Source organism: Nocardioides sp. NBC_00163, from assembly GCF_045206295.1.
Lineage (GTDB): Bacteria > Actinomycetota > Actinomycetes > Propionibacteriales > Nocardioidaceae > Nocardioides.
Genome location: NZ_CP108155.1, coordinates 197278 through 212117 on the forward strand (window position 1 = coordinate 197278; position 14840 = coordinate 212117).

Below are 14840 nucleotides of genomic sequence, written 5' to 3' on the forward strand. Positions count from 1 at the left end.
GGGTCGAAGAAGGGTCAGCCGCGGGGCGGGCGGATGAGGCCTTCCTGGGCGACCGTGGCGGCGAGGACGCCATCGGCGGTGAAGACGCGGCCGATGGACAGGCCGCGGCCGCCGTAGGCCGAGGGGCTCTCCTGGTCGTAGAGCCACCATTCGTCGGCGCGGAAGGGGCGGTGGAACCAGATGGTGTGGTCGAGCGAGGCCATCTGGATGCCCTTGTGGTCCAGCGAGTGGGCCGCGAGAGAGGCGCCGAGCAGCGAGATGTCGGAGGCCCAGGTGAAGGCACCACGCTGGATGTCGGGATCGTCGGGCAGCGAGGCGCCCAGGCGGATCCAGAGACGCTGCTGCGCGGGATGGACCGGATCGGGCTTGATACCGAGCAACGAGTTGCCGACGGCACGCACCTCGACCGCCTCCCACTCGCGCGCCAGCGAGACGGCCTCCGGGCTGCCGGAGTCGGCCATCATCTTCAGGAAGTCGATGCACTTCTCGGGCGCCGGGACCGACGGCATCGCATCCTGGTGCTCGAACCCGGACTCCTCACGCTGGAAGTTGGCGGTGAGGTAGTAGATGTCGCGGCCCTTCTGGCGCGCCCGGACCCGCCTGGTCTCGAAGGAGCGCCCGTCACGGATCCGCTCGACCTCGTAGACGATCGGGTAGGACGGGTCGCCCGGCAGCAGGAAGTACGAGTGCATCGAGTGCACCGTGAAGGCCGGGTCGGCGGACCGGATGGCGGCCATCAGCGCCTGCGCTGCCACCTGGCCGCCGTAAGCGCGTCCACGCGAGTTTCGGGTCGTGGTGGCGCCGTGGAAGAGGTCCTTGTCGATCTCGACGAGGTCGAGCACACCCACCAGCTCGGCCACCGCCTGATCCGCCGCTACGGCGTCCGTCGTCATGTGAGTGAGTGTCTCTCAATCCTTCTCAGGGTTGTCATCGGGGTCGGGACCGTTGAGCCCGGCCAGGAACTGCTCGAACTGCTCACCGAGCTCGTCACCGGTCGGCAGCGGCTCGTCGGGCGCCAGCAACGAGCGTCCGGACTCCTCGCCGCGCTGGAAGGTGTCGTACTGCTGCTCGAGAGCGGCCACGACCTCCCGCACCTCGGCATTGTCCTCGATGTAGGAGGCGATCTCCTCCTCGCGGCGCTGGGCTTCCGCCTCCAGGTCGGAGACCGGGATCGTCAGCCGGGCCGCGCGCTCGAGCTCCTCGACGAGCACGACCGCAGCGGCCGGGAAGTCGCTCTGGGCCAGGTAGTGCGGCATGTGCACCACGTAACCGCCCGCGGGGTGGCCCCACTCCCCCAGGCGTACCTCCACCAGGGCCTGGGCTGAGGCCGGGATCCGGATCTCGCCCTTCCACGGGCTCTCCCAGACCTGCCCGGCGAGCTCCTGTGCTGCGTCGTTGGCGTGCCTGGTCGTGGTCAGCGGGCGGGTGTGCGGCACCGCCATCGGCACCGACGCGAGCGAGATCACCTCGGTCACGCCGAGGCGCTCGATGACCTCGCGTACGGCGCCGGCGAAGGCCTCCCAGCGGTTGTCCGGCTCGGGGCCGTGCAGCAGGAGGTAGGGGTTGTCACCGGTGTCCTTGAGCAGCCGGACGACCAGCCGCGGCGCGTCGAAGGACTCGTAGTGGTCGCTGACGAACGAGATCGCCGGTCGGCGGGCCCGGTAGTCGTGGAGTTCGTCGACGTCGAAGGTCGCCACCACCGGCGCTCGCCTCGACGTCTGGATCAGATGAGCCGCGGCCCGCTCGGCGGCCTTGCCCGCGTCGAGGAAGCCGTCCAGGACGACCACCAGCGGAAGCTGGTCACCTCCGGCAAGGATGATCTCCTCGGGCAGGTCGTCGACGATGTGCACCAGTCGTGATCCGGCCATCGGTGTCTCCTCCCGTTGCGTACGGCCCTCGCGGGCCTCGTCGTCGCTCGCCTCGCCAGGGATCGCGACCCTGGGGCTCAACCTTCTCAATACACGCTTCCACATGACGACAGCGCAGCATCCTGGACGCCCCAGTTATTCCCAAGCCGACGCGCGGAGACCGGCGACCTCAGCTGCGACAGGCCGTGTGACCTCCCCCTCGGTGCGGCCGTTGTTACTAGCGGGTAATGTAGTCGACGGGCACCACCCGTGCCCGCACCAACAGCGCCGCCAGGCGACAACCGACCGGCAACCCACATGGAGTGACACGGTGACCCGACAGCTGCGAGAAGTCGTCTTCGTCGACGGCGTACGCACACCTTTCGGCAAGGCCAAGGGCCAGTACGCCGAGACCCGCGCAGACGACCTGGTCGTCAAGCTCATCCGTGAGCTCACGCGCCGCAACCCCGAGCTTCCCCCCGAGCGGATCGACGAGGTCGCCATCGCCGCGACCACGCAGATCGGCGACCAGGGCCTGACGATCGGCCGCACCGCCGGCCTGCTCGCCGGGCTCCCGCAGTCCGTCCCCGGCTACGCGATCGACCGGATGTGCGCCGGCGCGATGACCGCCGTCACCACGACCGCCGGCGGCATCGCCTTCGGTGCCTACGACGTCGTCATCGCCGGCGGTGTCGAGCACATGGGCCGCCACCCGATGGGTGAGGGCGTCGACCCCAACCCGCGGATCATCTCCGAGAAGCTCGTCGACCCCTCGGCGCTCGTCATGGGCAACACCGCCGAGAACGTCCACGACCGCTACCCGGCGATCACCAAGGAGCGCACCGACGCGTTCGCCGTCCGCTCCCAGGAGCTGGCGGCCAAGGCGTACGCCGACGGCAAGATCCAGCCCGACCTGGTCCCCGTCGCCACCCGCTCCGCCGAGAACGGCTGGGGCCTGGCCACCACCGACGAGCCGATGCGTCCCGGCACCACCACCGAGGACCTGGCCAAGCTGAAGACCCCGTTCCGCCCGCACGGCCGCGTCACCGCGGGCAACGCGGCGGGCATCAACGACGGCGCGACCGCCTCGCTGCTGGCCTCCGAGGACGTCGCCCGCGAGCTCGGTCTGCCGATCAAGATGCGGCTGGTGTCGTACGCCTTCGCCGGCGTCGCCCCCGAGGTCATGGCCGTCGGCCCGATCCCGTCGACCGAGAAGGCGCTGGCCAAGGCCGGGCTCACGATCGACGACATCGAGGCCTTCGAGGTCAACGAGGCGTTCGCGATCCAGGTGCTCGCCTTCCTGGACCACTTCGGCATCGCCGAGGACGACGAGCGCGTGAACCCCTACGGCGGCGCGATCGCGTTCGGCCACCCGCTGGCCTCCTCCGGTGTGCGGCTGATGATCCAGCTCGCGCGCCAGTTCGAGGAGCGCCCCGAGGTCCGCTACGGCCTCACCACCATGTGCATCGGCCTGGGTATGGGCGGCACGGTCATCTGGGAGAACCCGAACTGGACTGGGGAGTCGAAGTGACTGACATCAACACCCTTCTCGCTGATGTCGAGAAGCTCTTCTCCGACGACGAGGTCGTGACCGCGGCCAAGCTGGCGAAGGTCACCCTGCCCTCCGGCAAGGTCCTCGGCCTGGTCACCCTCGACAACGGCCACGACCACACCCGGCCGAACACGTTCGGGCCGAAGTCGCTGGTCGAGCTCAACACGGCGTACGACGCGGCCCTGGCCGACCCCGAGATCGACGCGGTCGCGGTGACCGGCAAGCCGTTCATCCTCGCGGCCGGTGCCGACCTGACCTCGCTGCAGGCGGGCGGCCCGGACGGGATCCGTACGATCGCCGAGCTCGGTCACGCGGTCTTCCGCAAGCTGGGCGACGGCGCCGACGGCGTCAAGAAGCCGTCCTTCGGCTTCATCAACGGGCTCGCACTCGGTGGTGGCCTCGAGGTCGCGCTGCACGCCGACTACCGCACGATCCAGGACTCGGTGCCGGCCGTCGGCCTGCCCGAGGTCATGCTCGGCCTGATCCCGGGCTGGGGCGGTGGCTACCTGCTGCCGAACCTGATCGGTCCGGCCAAGGCCGCCAAGGTCTTCATCGAGAACCCACTCAACAACGGCAAGGTGCTCAAGGGCACCGAGGCCTTCGACCTCGGCATCGCGGACGCGATGTTCGGTGGCGCCGACTACCTCGAGCAGTCGCTGCTCTGGGCCGACGGCATCCTGTCCGGTGACGTCACGGTCACCCGCGAGGAGATCGACCGGGGCGAGGCCTGGGACGAGGCTGCCAAGAACGCCGGCTTCTTCGCCTGGGCCAAGACCGGCGACGCCTCCCCTGCCGCCAAGAAGGCCGTCGAGCTGCTCACCCTGGCCAAGACGGCGACCCGCGACGAGGGCTTCGCGGCCGAGGACGACGCCCTCGTGGCGATGTCGAAGACCCCGCAGCTGCTCGCCTCGCTCTACTCCTTCGACCTGGTGCAGAAGCGCGCCAAGCGTCCCGCCGGCGCCCCCGACAAGGCGCTCGCGCAGAAGGTCACCAAGGTCGGCATCATCGGTGCCGGTCTGATGGCCTCGCAGTTCGCGCTGCTCTTCGTCCAGCGTCTCAAGGTGCCGGTCGTCATGGTCGACCTGGACCAGGAGCGCGCCGACAAGGGCGTGGCGTACGTCCACGCCGAGCTCGACAAGAAGCTCGCCAAGGGCCGTGCCTCGCAGGACGCGACCAACCGCCTCAAGGCGCTCGTGACGTCGTCGATCGACTACGCGGAGGCCTTCTCCGACGCCGACTTCATCATCGAGGCCGTCTTCGAGGAGATGGGCGTCAAGAAGACCGTCTTCGCCAACGCCGAGGCCGTCGCGCCGGAGACCGCGGTCTTCGCCACGAACACCTCGAGCCTCTCGATCACGGAGATGGCGGCCGACCTGAAGAACCCCGAGCGGGTCGTGGGCTTCCACTTCTTCAACCCGGTCGCGGTGATGCCGCTGCTGGAGATCATCCGCGGCGAGAAGACGTCGGACGCGGCGCTGGCCACGGCATTCTCCGTCTCCAAGTCGCTGAAGAAGACCTCGATCCTGGTCAAGGACAGCCCGTCCTTCATCGTGAACCGGCTCCTGGGCCGCTTCATGGGCGAGGTCTCCAAGGTCGCCGACGAGGGCACCCCGGTCGACGTCGTCGAGTCCGCCTTCGCCGGGGTCGCGCCGATGGGCCCGTTCGCGCTGATCGGCCTGGTCGGTCCGGCGATCGCGTACCACAACAACGAGACCCTCGCGAAGGCCTTCCCGGACCGGTTCTACCTCTCCGAGAACCTCCACCGGGTCGTCGAGGCCAAGAAGAGCTCCTTCTTCGGTCCCGACGGGCGCACCCTCGACCCCGAGGTCGAGGCGCTGCTCGTCTCCGGCGACGTGGTCAAGACCGCCGAGGAGGCGCGCCAGCAGTCGCTCGAGGCCATCGCCGACGAGATCGGCCGGATGCTCGAGGAGGGCGTCGCCCAGGCCGCCGAGGACATCGACCTGGCGATGATCACCGGGGCCGGCTTCCAGTTCTGGAACGGCGGCATCACCCAGCTCCTCGACCGCGAGGGCATCTCCGAGAAGGTCACCGGCAAGAAGTTCCACTGACCGAAGCAAGTCCGCCCCCGACCGATCTGATCGGTCGGGGGCGGTCCCATGCTGGGCCGGGGCAGTCCCGGACGCACCTCAGCAGGGACTCAGGCCTTGTCGGTGGCCACCTTGCCGCCTCCGACCGCCGATTCCGGCGTGCCCATGTTCTGCCGCGCGCGGGGTCGCTGCTGGCGACCCGAGGCCTGCGCTGAGCCGCGCCGGCCCTCGATCTTCTTGCGGATCTGTTCGTCCGCCGCTCTGAGGTCGAACGGCGCCGACATCTGCTCAGGTGACCAACGGAACTCGGCCACGAGGTCGTCATAGAGCATTGAATCCCCCGAGTGCTGTGTGGTGACGATACCGAGGGCCCTCGTCGCCCCCGACAGACCCACTCTAAGCCCAGAGCGACCGATATTCGCCAGGGGCTCGACCAGAGAGACCGACCCCGTAGGGTCAAAATTCGACGTCTCGGCGTCAGAAACTGACGTCTCGGGGCAGGGGGGTGGGGGTCAGGGCGCCCAGGCGTTCGATGGTGTCGAGCGCGACCGCCTGGGGGGTCAGGCCGATGCTCTCCAGGATCTTGGGCCGCTTGGCGTGGTCGAGGAACTCCTGCGGGATGCCGTGGATCTTCACCGGGGTGCGTACGTCGGCGGCGGTCAGGGCCTGCAGGAAGGACGCGCCGACGCCGCCGGCGACGCCGTTGTCCTCGATGGTGACGACCAGGCTGTGGTCGGCGGCCGCCTCGATGAGGGCCGGGTCGATCGGCTTGACCCAGCGCGGGTCGACGACGGTGACGCCGATGCCCTGGGCGGTGAGCCGCTCGGCCACGCCCACGGCGACCTCTGCCATGGAGCCGACGCCGACGACCAGGACGTCCTTGGTGCCGTTGCGCACAAGTACGTCGGCCTCGCCGAGCTTGGCGATCGTGGCGATGTCCTCGGGCGGCGGGCCCTTCGGGAAGCGTACGACGGTGGGCGCGTCGTCGACCTCGACGGCCTCGTCGAGGAGCTCGTTGAGGCGAGCGATGTCGCGCGGCGCGGCCAGGCGGAGCCCGGGGACGACCTGGAGCAGCGACATGTCCCACATGCCGTTGTGGGACGCGCCGTCGTCGCCGGTCACGCCGGAGCGGTCCAGGACGAACGTCACCCCGGCCCGGTGGAGGGCGCAGTCCATCAGCACCTGGTCGAAGGCGCGGTTGAGGAAGGTCGCGTAGACCGCGAAGACCGGGTGCAGACCACCCATCGCCAGGCCGGCGGCCGAGGTGGCGGCGTGCTGCTCGGCGATGCCGACGTCGAAGGTGCGCGCGGGGAACCTGGCCTGGAACGCGTCGAGGCCCACCGGGTGCATCATCGCCGCGGTGATCGCGACGATGTCCTGGCGGCTCTCCCCCAGCCGCACCATCGCGTCGGAGAAGTGGTCGGTCCAGATCCGGCCCTTGGGCTTCTCGGCGCCGGTCTGGACGTCGAAGGGACCCGGCGAGTGGAACTGGTCGGCCTCGTGGCGCTCGGCCGGGTCGTAGCCGTAGCCCTTGCGGGTGATCGCGTGCACGATCACCGGACCGCCGAACCGCTTGGCCGAGGTCAGCGCCTGCTCGACGGCGTGCCGGTCGTGGCCGTCGACGGGGCCGACGTACTTCAGGCCGAGGTCCTCGAAGAGACCCTGGGGCGCGACCGCGTCCTTGAGCCCCTTCTTCACCGCGTGCAGCGCGTCGTAGGCCATCGCGCCGATCCCGGGCACCGCGTTGAGGCGGCGCTTGACCATGTCGAGGACCAGTTCGTAGCGCGGGTTCGTACGCAGCGCCGTCAGCGCCGTGGCCAGGCCACCGATGGTCGGGGTGTAGGAGCGGCCGTTGTCGTTGACCACGATGACCAGCTTGGAGTCGTGCTGGATCGCGATGTTGTTGAGCGCCTCCCAGGCCATCCCGCCGGTCAGCGCGCCGTCGCCGATCACCGCGACGACGTGGCGGTCCTCGCCGCGGATCGTGTAGGCCTTGGCCAGCCCGTCGGCGTAGGAGAGCGCGGTGGAGGCGTGGGAGTTCTCGACCACGTCGTGGTCGGACTCGGACTGGCTCGGGTAGCCGCTCATCCCGCCCTCGCGGCGCAGCGTGCCGAAGTCGCCGGCCCGGCCGGTGACGAGCTTGTGGACGTAGGACTGGTGACCGGTGTCGAAGACGATCTTGTCGCGCGGGCTGTCGAAGACCCGGTGCATGGCCAGGGTCAGCTCGACCACGCCGAGGTTCGGCCCCAGGTGGCCGGTGTTGGTGGCCACGGTCCGGATCATCAGGTCCCGGATCTCGCTCGCGAGGAGCTCGAGCTGGTCGTCGGAGAGATCACGAAGATCCTGCGGCGCGGCGATGCGTTCGAGGAGACCCATGGCCCGGATTCTACGTCTCGACCCTGAAGGACTTCGACCCGGATAGCGCCGCGTGCTGAGGCGATCCGAGGAAGGGCGTCAGCCCGATCCGGGCCGAGTCGCTGAGGTCCAGGTCAGGCGCCTTCACGGGGTCGACGAAGACGATCTGTCGGCCCTCGTGGCACACGATGTCGGCGTCGGTGAGGTCGACGCCGGCGGCGTAGAGGTGGATCTTGTCGTCGGTGCCGGTCTCGGGGTGGCGGAGCTCCTGGACGGCGACCAGCTCGAGGGCCTCGGGGCCTAGGCGCACCTCGGTCTCCTCCTCGAGCTCGCGGACAGCTCCGGCCAGCGGGTCCTCCCCGGACTCGAGGTGGCCGCCGCAGAAGGACCACTTCTCCGGCGCGATCGTCGGATGCTCGTCGCGCTCCTGGAGCAGCACCCAGCCACGACGGTCGACAAGGATCACAGCGGCGAACTCGGTCATGAGGGGCGAGCCTAGTCCTCCCGCGGACGCACCGAAGCCCGCGGTCTGCCCAGCTCGCTCGTCAGTACGTCACCGACCTGCTCGAGCCCGACGGGCTCCTCGACCAGCTCCGCCCATGGCCGCGTCGACGCGGCGAGGAAGGCGACGGCCTGTTCCAGGTGGCGAGGCTCGTAGTTGTGTACGCCGCTGATCGACCGCCAGCCCCGCACGATCGCCTCGGGGTCGACCGAGATCGCGCGCCCCGGGGAGACCGAGCCGACCAGGACGAGGGAGCCGCCGATGTCGAGCGCCCCGAGCGCCGCCTCGACCGCCGAGGCGGCGCCGGAGAAGTCCATCGCCACATCGACCTGCGGAAGCGCCTGACCCGCGGGCAGCGTCGACGTCGCGCCGAAGCCGACGGCCAGCTCCAGCCGAGCGGGCTCGACATCGCTCACCACGATCTCGGCCGCCCCGGCGTCGGCCGCGGCGGCGACCGCGGTGAGCCCGAGCATCCCGGCGCCGACCACCAGCACCCGCTTGCCACGCAGCGAGCCGGCCCGCTCCAGGGCCGCCATCACCGTGGCGGTCGCGCACCCGGCCGGCGCGGCGACCTCGTCGGCCAACGTGTCGGGGACGGGCACGACCGCGGTGCCGGCGGGCAGGAGCACGTGGGTCGCGTACGTGCCCGACAGCGGCCAGGCCGGCTCGTACGGCTCGTGGCCGAGCTTGCGCACCGAGTGGCACTTCGCGGTGAGCCCCCGCCTGCAGCGGTCGCAGGTCCCGCACGAGACGGTGACGCCCCAGACCACGCGTCGGCCGGTGCCCACGATCCGGCCGACGCCTTCGTGCCCGAGCACGCTCGGGCAGGCGCCGGGACGCCGGCCGGAGACCGTGTGGTGGTCGGAGCCGCACACCGTCGCGAGGTCGATCTCGACCAGCGTCTCCCCCGGTCCCGGCACCGGAAGGTCCACCGTCTCCAGCGTCACCTCGGAGCCACCGCGCCACACCGCGACCCGTGCCATGAGCCGTGCCATCACACCGCGCCGACCTTCCTGCGCAGCCAGGCCGAGAAGAGGTCGATGACGATGATCAGGACGATCACCATGCAGACGTACGTCATCATCGTGTCGAAGTGGAAGCTGTCCACCTCGGTCTTGATGAAGAACCCGATGCCGCCGGCTCCGACCGTGCCGAGGATGACCGAGCTGCGTACGTTGGTGTCGAAGCGGTAGAGCAGCAGGCCGAGCAGCGACGGCATCACCGCGGGCAGCACGGCGTGCGCGGCCGACTGCGCGGGCGAGGCTCCGGCCACGCGGAGCGCCTCGACCGGCCCCTGGTCCACCTCGTCCATGGCCTCGGACCACAGCTTGCCCATGACCGCGACGTTGTGGATCGCCAGCGCGATCACGCCCGGGAACGCACCGAAGCCGACCGCGGCGATGAACATCAGCGCGTAGACGGTCTCCGGGACGGCCCGCAGCACCGACATCACCGCGCGACCCAGGAGCCACAGCGGCACGAACCGGTTGGTCGTACGCGAGGAGATGACCGCGAACAGCAGCGCCACCGGAATCGACAGGGTCGTGCCGAGCAGGCCGATCCAGATCGTGAGCAGGCAGTACTCCAGGCCGGGCCGGATCGTCTCGGACCAGCGCAGGTCGAGCGGGAAGGCACCGTCCTGATGGATCGTCTTGCCGTTCGGGTAGGTGCGGTCGACCCCGAACAGGAAGTTCCACAGGCCCCGCCAGCCCTCGAGCAGCTCCCTGGGCGAGGTGTTGGTCTGCACCGCGGCGTACCAGTGCACGAGAAGCAGGGCGACCGTGATGGCCGCCCCGACGGCGATGCCGGACGGCCGGAAGCGGGGTGGGATGTCGAGACGTGGCTCCGGGGCCTTGGTCAGGCTGCTCATGCGAGCACCCCCATCTCGGCTGCTTCCAGCGCTTCCACCGCGGGCCGGTAGAGACCGGCCACGGTCTCGTCGGTGACCTCGGCGCTGCTGCTGTCGAAGACGAGCCGGCCGCCGGCCAGCCCGAGGATCCGGTCGGAGAAGCGGCGGGCGAGGTCGGGCTGATGGAGCACCGCCGCCACCGCCAGACCGTCGTCGTCGGCCAGCGAACGGAGCAGGTTCATCACCTGCTCGGAGGCGGCCGGGTCGAGCGCCGAGACCGGCTCGTCGGCGAGCAGCACCTTGGCGCGCTGGCAGAGCGCGCGGGCCACCGCGACCCGCTGCTGCTGGCCACCGGAGAGGCGACCCGCCTTCTCCCGGGCCCGGTCGGCGAGACCGACCCGGTCCAGGCACGCCATCGCCTCGGCCTGCACCTCGCGCGGGAAGGCCAGCACCGACCAGGACCGGCTCAGACCGAGCCGCCCGAGCGCACCCGCGCAGACGTTGTCGAGCACGCTGCGACGGGGCACCAGATGGATCTTCTGGAAGACCATCGCGACCGTCGGCACCGCCTCGCCGGGCTTGGCCCTGAGGCCGTCGACCGTGATCGTGCCGCCGTCGGGACGCTCCAGACCGACCACGCAGCGCAGCGAGGTGGACTTGCCGGACCCGTTGGCTCCGAGGAGGCTGACCACCTCCCCGGAGGCGACCTCGAAGGCCAGGCCGTCCAGGACCGTCTTCTCCCCGAACGACTTCCTCAGGCCGTCGATACGCAGGGCCGCGCCGGAGAGGTGATCAGCGCCCATCAGAGGTCGTCCGTGGTCAGGTCGAGGGCCTCGGCGAGGTCGGCGACCGGCTGGTAGTCCTCTTCAGTGACCGCCACCAGCGCCGGCTTGCCGGCGGGCGGGATGAAGTCGAGGTACTCGCCGATCTCCGCGACCGCGTCGGCCGGCAGGTTCAGCAGCGCCTCCTGAACTGCCTTGGACACCTCGGGGGTCATGTTCGGGCCCGCCGCGATCGGGTCGTTCAGGATCGGCTCGGACTTCCAGACCTGGCGGAAGGCGGACTCGTCGAACTGGCCCTCGGCCGTCGCCGAGGCCAGGGTCTGACTGTTGATCTCGGCGGCGTCGACCTTGCCGTTGACCAGGGCCAGCAGCGCCTCGGTGTGGCCACCGGCGTACTCGGCCTTGACGTCCTTCTCGATCCCGGCGTCGATGAGCGCCTTGCGCGGCACCGCGTCACCGGAGGTGGAGCCGGACTCGGACAGCGCCAGGGTCGTGCCCGCGAGATCCTCGACAGACTTGATCGGCGAGTCCTTGGGCACCCAGATGCCACCGGTGTAGGAGGAGACCTTGCCGTCCTCGCCCGCGAACGACGCCAGCGGCGTGGCGCCGGCCTGTTTCTGCGCGAAGACGTAGCCCAGCGGCCCGAACTGGCCGATGTCGAGCTTGCCGTTCTGCATGGCCAGGATCTCGGCGACGTACGTGTCGGAGATCTGCACCTCCACCTCGCAGCCGAGCTCCTCGCCGAGGGCCTTGCCCAGGGTCTCGTAGACGGGGATCAGGTTCTTGGGGTCCTCGAAGGGCTCGACGCCCATCTTCAGGGTGCCGTCGGGGCAGATCTGGTCGGGACCGACCTCGCCGCCCGCGACGGCTTTATTGGTCGTCGCCTCGCTGCCGCAGGCGGCCAGGGCGAGAGTCAGCGTGGCGGCGCCGGCGAGGGCGGTGAGGGAGCGCAGGGGGGACATGTGAGGTTTCTCCTGTGATCAGAACAGCTGGTCGAGGACGGTGGGCGCGAGGCCCAGTGCTGTGGTCATGCCGATGCCCGACGTCACCGAGACGACCCGGAGGCCCGGGAACGGCTCGTTGTCGAGGAAGTCGGTCCGCGGGGAGTCCGCGTAGACCCCTCGCCAGCGACGTCGGACGGTGAGCGGAGCCCCGAGCAGCCGCGCCCCTTCCCGCAGCACCAGCTCGGCGACGTGCTCGTCGTCGAAGGGCAGGTGGGTGCGGTCGTAGTGGTGGGTGTCGCCCAGGACGATCGAGCCGGGTCGGCCGTTTGTCCCGGGACGCTGGGTGAGCATGAGGTTCATGACGACGTCGAGGAGCTCGGGCGCGGTCGCCTCGAGCTGAGTGCGTACGTCGGCGGCCGCCGTGGTCTCGGCGAACCCGCCGTAGCGGAGCATCGAGAGCCCGGTCAGCACCGCCGGCCCGATCTCGACACCTCCCGGAGGCGCGACCTCGAGCATCTGCAGCCGGCAGCGGCGTACGGCTGCCTCCTCGGCGACCTGCGGGAAGAGCCGGTCGATGTCATGGCCGGCGGCGTGGACGACCCGGGCGGAACGGATGGTTCCGCGGCTGGTGCGGACGTCGATCCCACCGGCGGTCGGGTCGATGGCGCCGACATGGGTCGCCCAGCTGAACCGGACGCCCTCGGACTCCAGCCAGGCGGCGATCGCCGGCAGCGCCTCGCGCGGGTCCACCCTCACGTCGAGCGGCAGGTGCGCGCCGCCGAGGACGTCCGCGGTGGCCGGCGGGAACAGCTCGCGGGTGGCGTCGGCGTCCAGCAGGCGGGCCTGCTCGGCTCCGCGGACGCCCGCGAACTCCTCGAGCACGGCCATCTCGGCCTCGGTCCGGGCGACGACGACCGTGCCCGTCTCCCGGAGACCGAAGCCCGCCTTGGCGGCGAGGGTGAGCCAGTGCTCACGGGCCGCGAAGGCGTAGGCCAGCGCCTGGCCCGACTGGGCGGTGGCGCAGATGTGCCCGAAGTTGCGGATCGACGCGCCGACGGCGCGCTCGTCCCGCTCGATGACATGGACCTTCAGGCCGCGCGCGAGCCCATCGACGGCATGCGCGAGGCCGACGATCCCGGCACCGACGACGACAAGGTCGGCGGCACCGTCGGGGGTGGTCGTGTGAGTTGGCACGGCCCGAACACTTCTGTCTCGCGGCAGCCTGGTCAACAGTCCCGATGAACATGTACATACAAGTTAACCGGTCGTTTTCCTGCGCACCGTTTGGTCCTCGGAGCGTTTTCCGGGCGTTCACGAATCGCTTCATCACACTTGTCTGATCAAGTTGTAGCCTGCTGCCCATGAGTAGCCCGCTGCACGTCCAGGTCGCCGAGGCCATCCGTGCCCGGATCATCGCCGGCGAGCTGCCGACCGGCGCTCCGATCCCCTCCGAGGCGCAGCTCTGCGAGCAGTTCGGCGCCTCCCGCGGCACCATCCGTACGGCACTGGCGAGCCTGCGCCGCGAGGGCCTGCTCAGCGGCGGCCAAGGACGTCCTCCGACCGTGCGCGACACCGCGCTCGGGCAGCCCTTCGAGCAGCTGATCTCGTTCAGCGCGTGGGTGCAGCAGATCGGCCACACCCCCGGCCAGCGCACCATCGAGGTCGCCCGGCGCGGCGCCACCGCCGCTGCCGCCGAGGCGCTCGACATCGATGAGGGTGACCCGGTCGTCGACGTGCTGCGGCTCCGTCTGCTCGACGGCCAACCCGCGATGCTCGAGCGCAGCACCTTCGTCGAGCGCGTCGGGCGGCTGCTCTTCGACTTCGACCCCGACACCGGCTCGCTCTACGGATATCTGACCGCCGCAGGCGTCGACCTGCACGCCGCGCGCCACACCATGGACGCGGTCGCGGCCGACGAGACCGACGCCGACCTGCTCGACATCGAGGTGGGCAGCCCGCTCCTGCGCGAGCGCCGCCGAGCGACCGCCACCGACGGCACGCCGCTGGAGTACGCCGACGACCGCTACCGGCCCGACCGGGTCACGTTCACCATCGACAACACCCGCCCGTCCGCGGCGGGGATCCGCCCCGACGTACGCATCCTCAAGGAGATCTCGTGACCGCCTACGACCCCGCCAACCGTCTCGGGCTCCGCTTCGACCTAGCCGCCCTCGACATGGCCGGCACCACCGTCGACGAGGGCGGGCTGGTCTACGACGTGCTCGAGTCGACCGTCGCGGACGCCGTCGGCGAGCCGGTCCCCCACGACCTGCTGCTGCAGTGGAAGGGCACCTCGAAGTGGGAGGCGATCCAGGGACTGCTGCGCGGGCTCGGCCAGGACCCGACGACCGCCCAGGTCGACAAGATCTTCGACGGCTTCGGCGAGCGCCTCGTCACCGCCTACCGGGAGACCCCGCCGCAGCCGTTCCCGGGTGTGCCCGAGATGTTCGCGACGCTGCGCTCACGAGGCGTCAAGGTCGCGCTGCAGACCGGCTACTCCACCGAGATCGCCGCCGCCATCCTCGACGGCCTCGGCTGGACCGTCGGCCCCGGCGCCGAGTCGACCGTCGACGCCCTCATCACCTCCGACCTCGTCTCCGCCAGCCGCCCCGCCCCCTACCTCGTCTTCCACTGCATGGAGGCCACCGGCGTCCAGGACGTACGCCGCGTCCTGGTCGCCGGCGACACCCCCAACGACCTCGGCGCCGGCACCAACGCCGGGGCCGGCTTCGTCGTCGGCGTCGCCACCGGCTCCTTCACCCACGACCGGCTCGCCACCGAGCCGCACACCCACCTCCTCCCCTCCACCGCCGACCTGCCGACACTCCTGTAGAGCGTGTTCGGGGACCCGGCGTCGAGTCGGGCGTTGTCCAGTGCGTGCGATCGCAAGGCGGAGGAGGGAGGCGGCCCGGTGTTGGCCGTCGACCGACGAGAACGCAGCGAGCGTGCGTACTGGGCAGC

Annotated in this window: 14 protein-coding genes; 4 read left to right on the plus strand and 10 right to left on the minus strand. The window is 70.5% G+C overall.

From position 1 onward, the window contains the following. Positions 1 to 14: 14 nt before the first annotated feature. Together OG801_RS00990 and OG801_RS00995 are read right to left on the minus strand one after the other, a co-directional pair. Positions 15 to 893: an acyl-CoA thioesterase gene (locus tag OG801_RS00990; protein ID WP_406032986.1), complete on the minus strand. Its 879-nt coding sequence runs from the start codon at positions 891 to 893 to the stop codon at positions 15 to 17. A 15-nt stretch (positions 894 to 908) separates the two neighbouring features. Further along, entirely contained in the window at positions 909 to 1868 is a 960-nt protein-coding gene (locus OG801_RS00995; RefSeq protein WP_406032988.1) for a PAC2 family protein, read from the minus strand. 310 nt (positions 1869 to 2178) lie between these two features. On the opposite strand from OG801_RS00995, the gene OG801_RS01000 reads away from it, so the two are divergent. Next, positions 2179 to 3378, plus strand: a complete 1200-nt coding sequence (locus OG801_RS01000) for an acetyl-CoA C-acyltransferase (RefSeq protein ID WP_350658645.1) — start codon at positions 2179 to 2181, stop codon at positions 3376 to 3378. Next, positions 3375 to 5468: a 3-hydroxyacyl-CoA dehydrogenase NAD-binding domain-containing protein gene (locus tag OG801_RS01005; protein ID WP_355019492.1), complete on the plus strand. Its 2094-nt coding sequence runs from the start codon at positions 3375 to 3377 to the stop codon at positions 5466 to 5468. Before OG801_RS01000 ends, OG801_RS01005 begins: the two co-directional genes overlap by 4 nt. A gap of 89 nt (positions 5469 to 5557) precedes the next feature. Here OG801_RS01005 and OG801_RS01010 read toward each other — a convergent pair whose 3' ends face one another. The 8 genes from OG801_RS01010 to OG801_RS01045 form a co-directional block, all read right to left on the minus strand. Further along, positions 5558 to 5779: a hypothetical protein gene (locus OG801_RS01010; RefSeq protein WP_355019493.1), complete on the minus strand. Its 222-nt coding sequence runs from the start codon at positions 5777 to 5779 to the stop codon at positions 5558 to 5560. Positions 5780 to 5924: 145 nt separating this feature from the next. Beyond that, positions 5925 to 7823 carry a 1-deoxy-D-xylulose-5-phosphate synthase gene (gene dxs / locus OG801_RS01015; RefSeq protein ID WP_355019494.1) on the minus strand — a complete coding sequence of 633 codons (1899 nt, stop codon included), beginning with the start codon at positions 7821 to 7823 and terminating at the stop codon, positions 5925 to 5927. A 10-nt stretch (positions 7824 to 7833) separates the two neighbouring features. Continuing rightward, entirely contained in the window at positions 7834 to 8286 is a 453-nt protein-coding gene (locus OG801_RS01020) for an NUDIX domain-containing protein (protein ID WP_355019495.1), read from the minus strand. Positions 8287 to 8297: 11 nt separating this feature from the next. Beyond that, positions 8298 to 9299, minus strand: coding sequence for a zinc-binding dehydrogenase (locus OG801_RS01025; protein ID WP_406032992.1), 1002 nt, complete (start codon positions 9297 to 9299; stop codon positions 8298 to 8300). Then, complete coding sequence (gene phnE / locus OG801_RS01030; protein ID WP_355019497.1) at positions 9299 to 10174, minus strand: phosphonate ABC transporter, permease protein PhnE; 876 nt, start codon at positions 10172 to 10174, stop codon at positions 9299 to 9301. The genes OG801_RS01025 and phnE overlap by 1 nt, the downstream gene beginning before the upstream one ends. Then, positions 10171 to 10956: an ATP-binding cassette domain-containing protein gene (locus OG801_RS01035; RefSeq protein WP_355019498.1), complete on the minus strand. Its 786-nt coding sequence runs from the start codon at positions 10954 to 10956 to the stop codon at positions 10171 to 10173. The genes phnE and OG801_RS01035 overlap by 4 nt, the downstream gene beginning before the upstream one ends. Beyond that, on the minus strand, positions 10956 to 11897 hold the full coding sequence (locus OG801_RS01040; RefSeq protein ID WP_406032995.1) for a phosphate/phosphite/phosphonate ABC transporter substrate-binding protein: 942 nt from the start codon (positions 11895 to 11897) through the stop codon (positions 10956 to 10958). The genes OG801_RS01035 and OG801_RS01040 overlap by 1 nt, the downstream gene beginning before the upstream one ends. Positions 11898 to 11915: 18 nt before the next feature. Continuing rightward, on the minus strand, positions 11916 to 13073 hold the full coding sequence (locus OG801_RS01045; RefSeq protein ID WP_406032997.1) for a TIGR03364 family FAD-dependent oxidoreductase: 1158 nt from the start codon (positions 13071 to 13073) through the stop codon (positions 11916 to 11918). 167 nt (positions 13074 to 13240) lie between these two features. On the opposite strand from OG801_RS01045, the gene OG801_RS01050 reads away from it, so the two are divergent. After that, positions 13241 to 13999, plus strand: coding sequence for a GntR family transcriptional regulator (locus tag OG801_RS01050; RefSeq protein WP_406032999.1), 759 nt, complete (start codon positions 13241 to 13243; stop codon positions 13997 to 13999). Further along, positions 13996 to 14712, plus strand: a complete 717-nt coding sequence (locus tag OG801_RS01055) for a phosphonatase-like hydrolase (protein ID WP_406033001.1) — start codon at positions 13996 to 13998, stop codon at positions 14710 to 14712. The genes OG801_RS01050 and OG801_RS01055 overlap by 4 nt, the downstream gene beginning before the upstream one ends. Positions 14713 to 14840 lie beyond the last annotated feature (128 nt).

Excerpts from the sequence above, each read along its gene's own strand:
- OG801_RS00990 (WP_406032986.1), bottom strand. The coding sequence starts at position 893 with ATGACGACGGACGCCGTAGCGGCGGATCAGGCGGTGGCCGAGCTGGTG.
- OG801_RS00995 (WP_406032988.1), bottom strand. The coding sequence starts at position 1,868 with ATGGCCGGATCACGACTGGTGCACATCGTCGACGACCTGCCCGAGGAG.
- OG801_RS01010 (WP_355019493.1), bottom strand. The coding sequence starts at position 5,779 with ATGCTCTATGACGACCTCGTGGCCGAGTTCCGTTGGTCACCTGAGCAG.
- dxs (WP_355019494.1), bottom strand. The coding sequence starts at position 7,823 with ATGGGTCTCCTCGAACGCATCGCCGCGCCGCAGGATCTTCGTGATCTC.
- OG801_RS01020 (WP_355019495.1), bottom strand. The coding sequence starts at position 8,286 with ATGACCGAGTTCGCCGCTGTGATCCTTGTCGACCGTCGTGGCTGGGTG.
- OG801_RS01025 (WP_406032992.1), bottom strand. The coding sequence starts at position 9,299 with ATGGCACGGCTCATGGCACGGGTCGCGGTGTGGCGCGGTGGCTCCGAG.
- phnE (WP_355019497.1), bottom strand. The coding sequence starts at position 10,174 with ATGAGCAGCCTGACCAAGGCCCCGGAGCCACGTCTCGACATCCCACCC.
- OG801_RS01035 (WP_355019498.1), bottom strand. The coding sequence starts at position 10,956 with ATGGGCGCTGATCACCTCTCCGGCGCGGCCCTGCGTATCGACGGCCTG.
- OG801_RS01040 (WP_406032995.1), bottom strand. The coding sequence starts at position 11,897 with ATGTCCCCCCTGCGCTCCCTCACCGCCCTCGCCGGCGCCGCCACGCTG.
- OG801_RS01050 (WP_406032999.1), top strand. The coding sequence starts at position 13,241 with ATGAGTAGCCCGCTGCACGTCCAGGTCGCCGAGGCCATCCGTGCCCGG.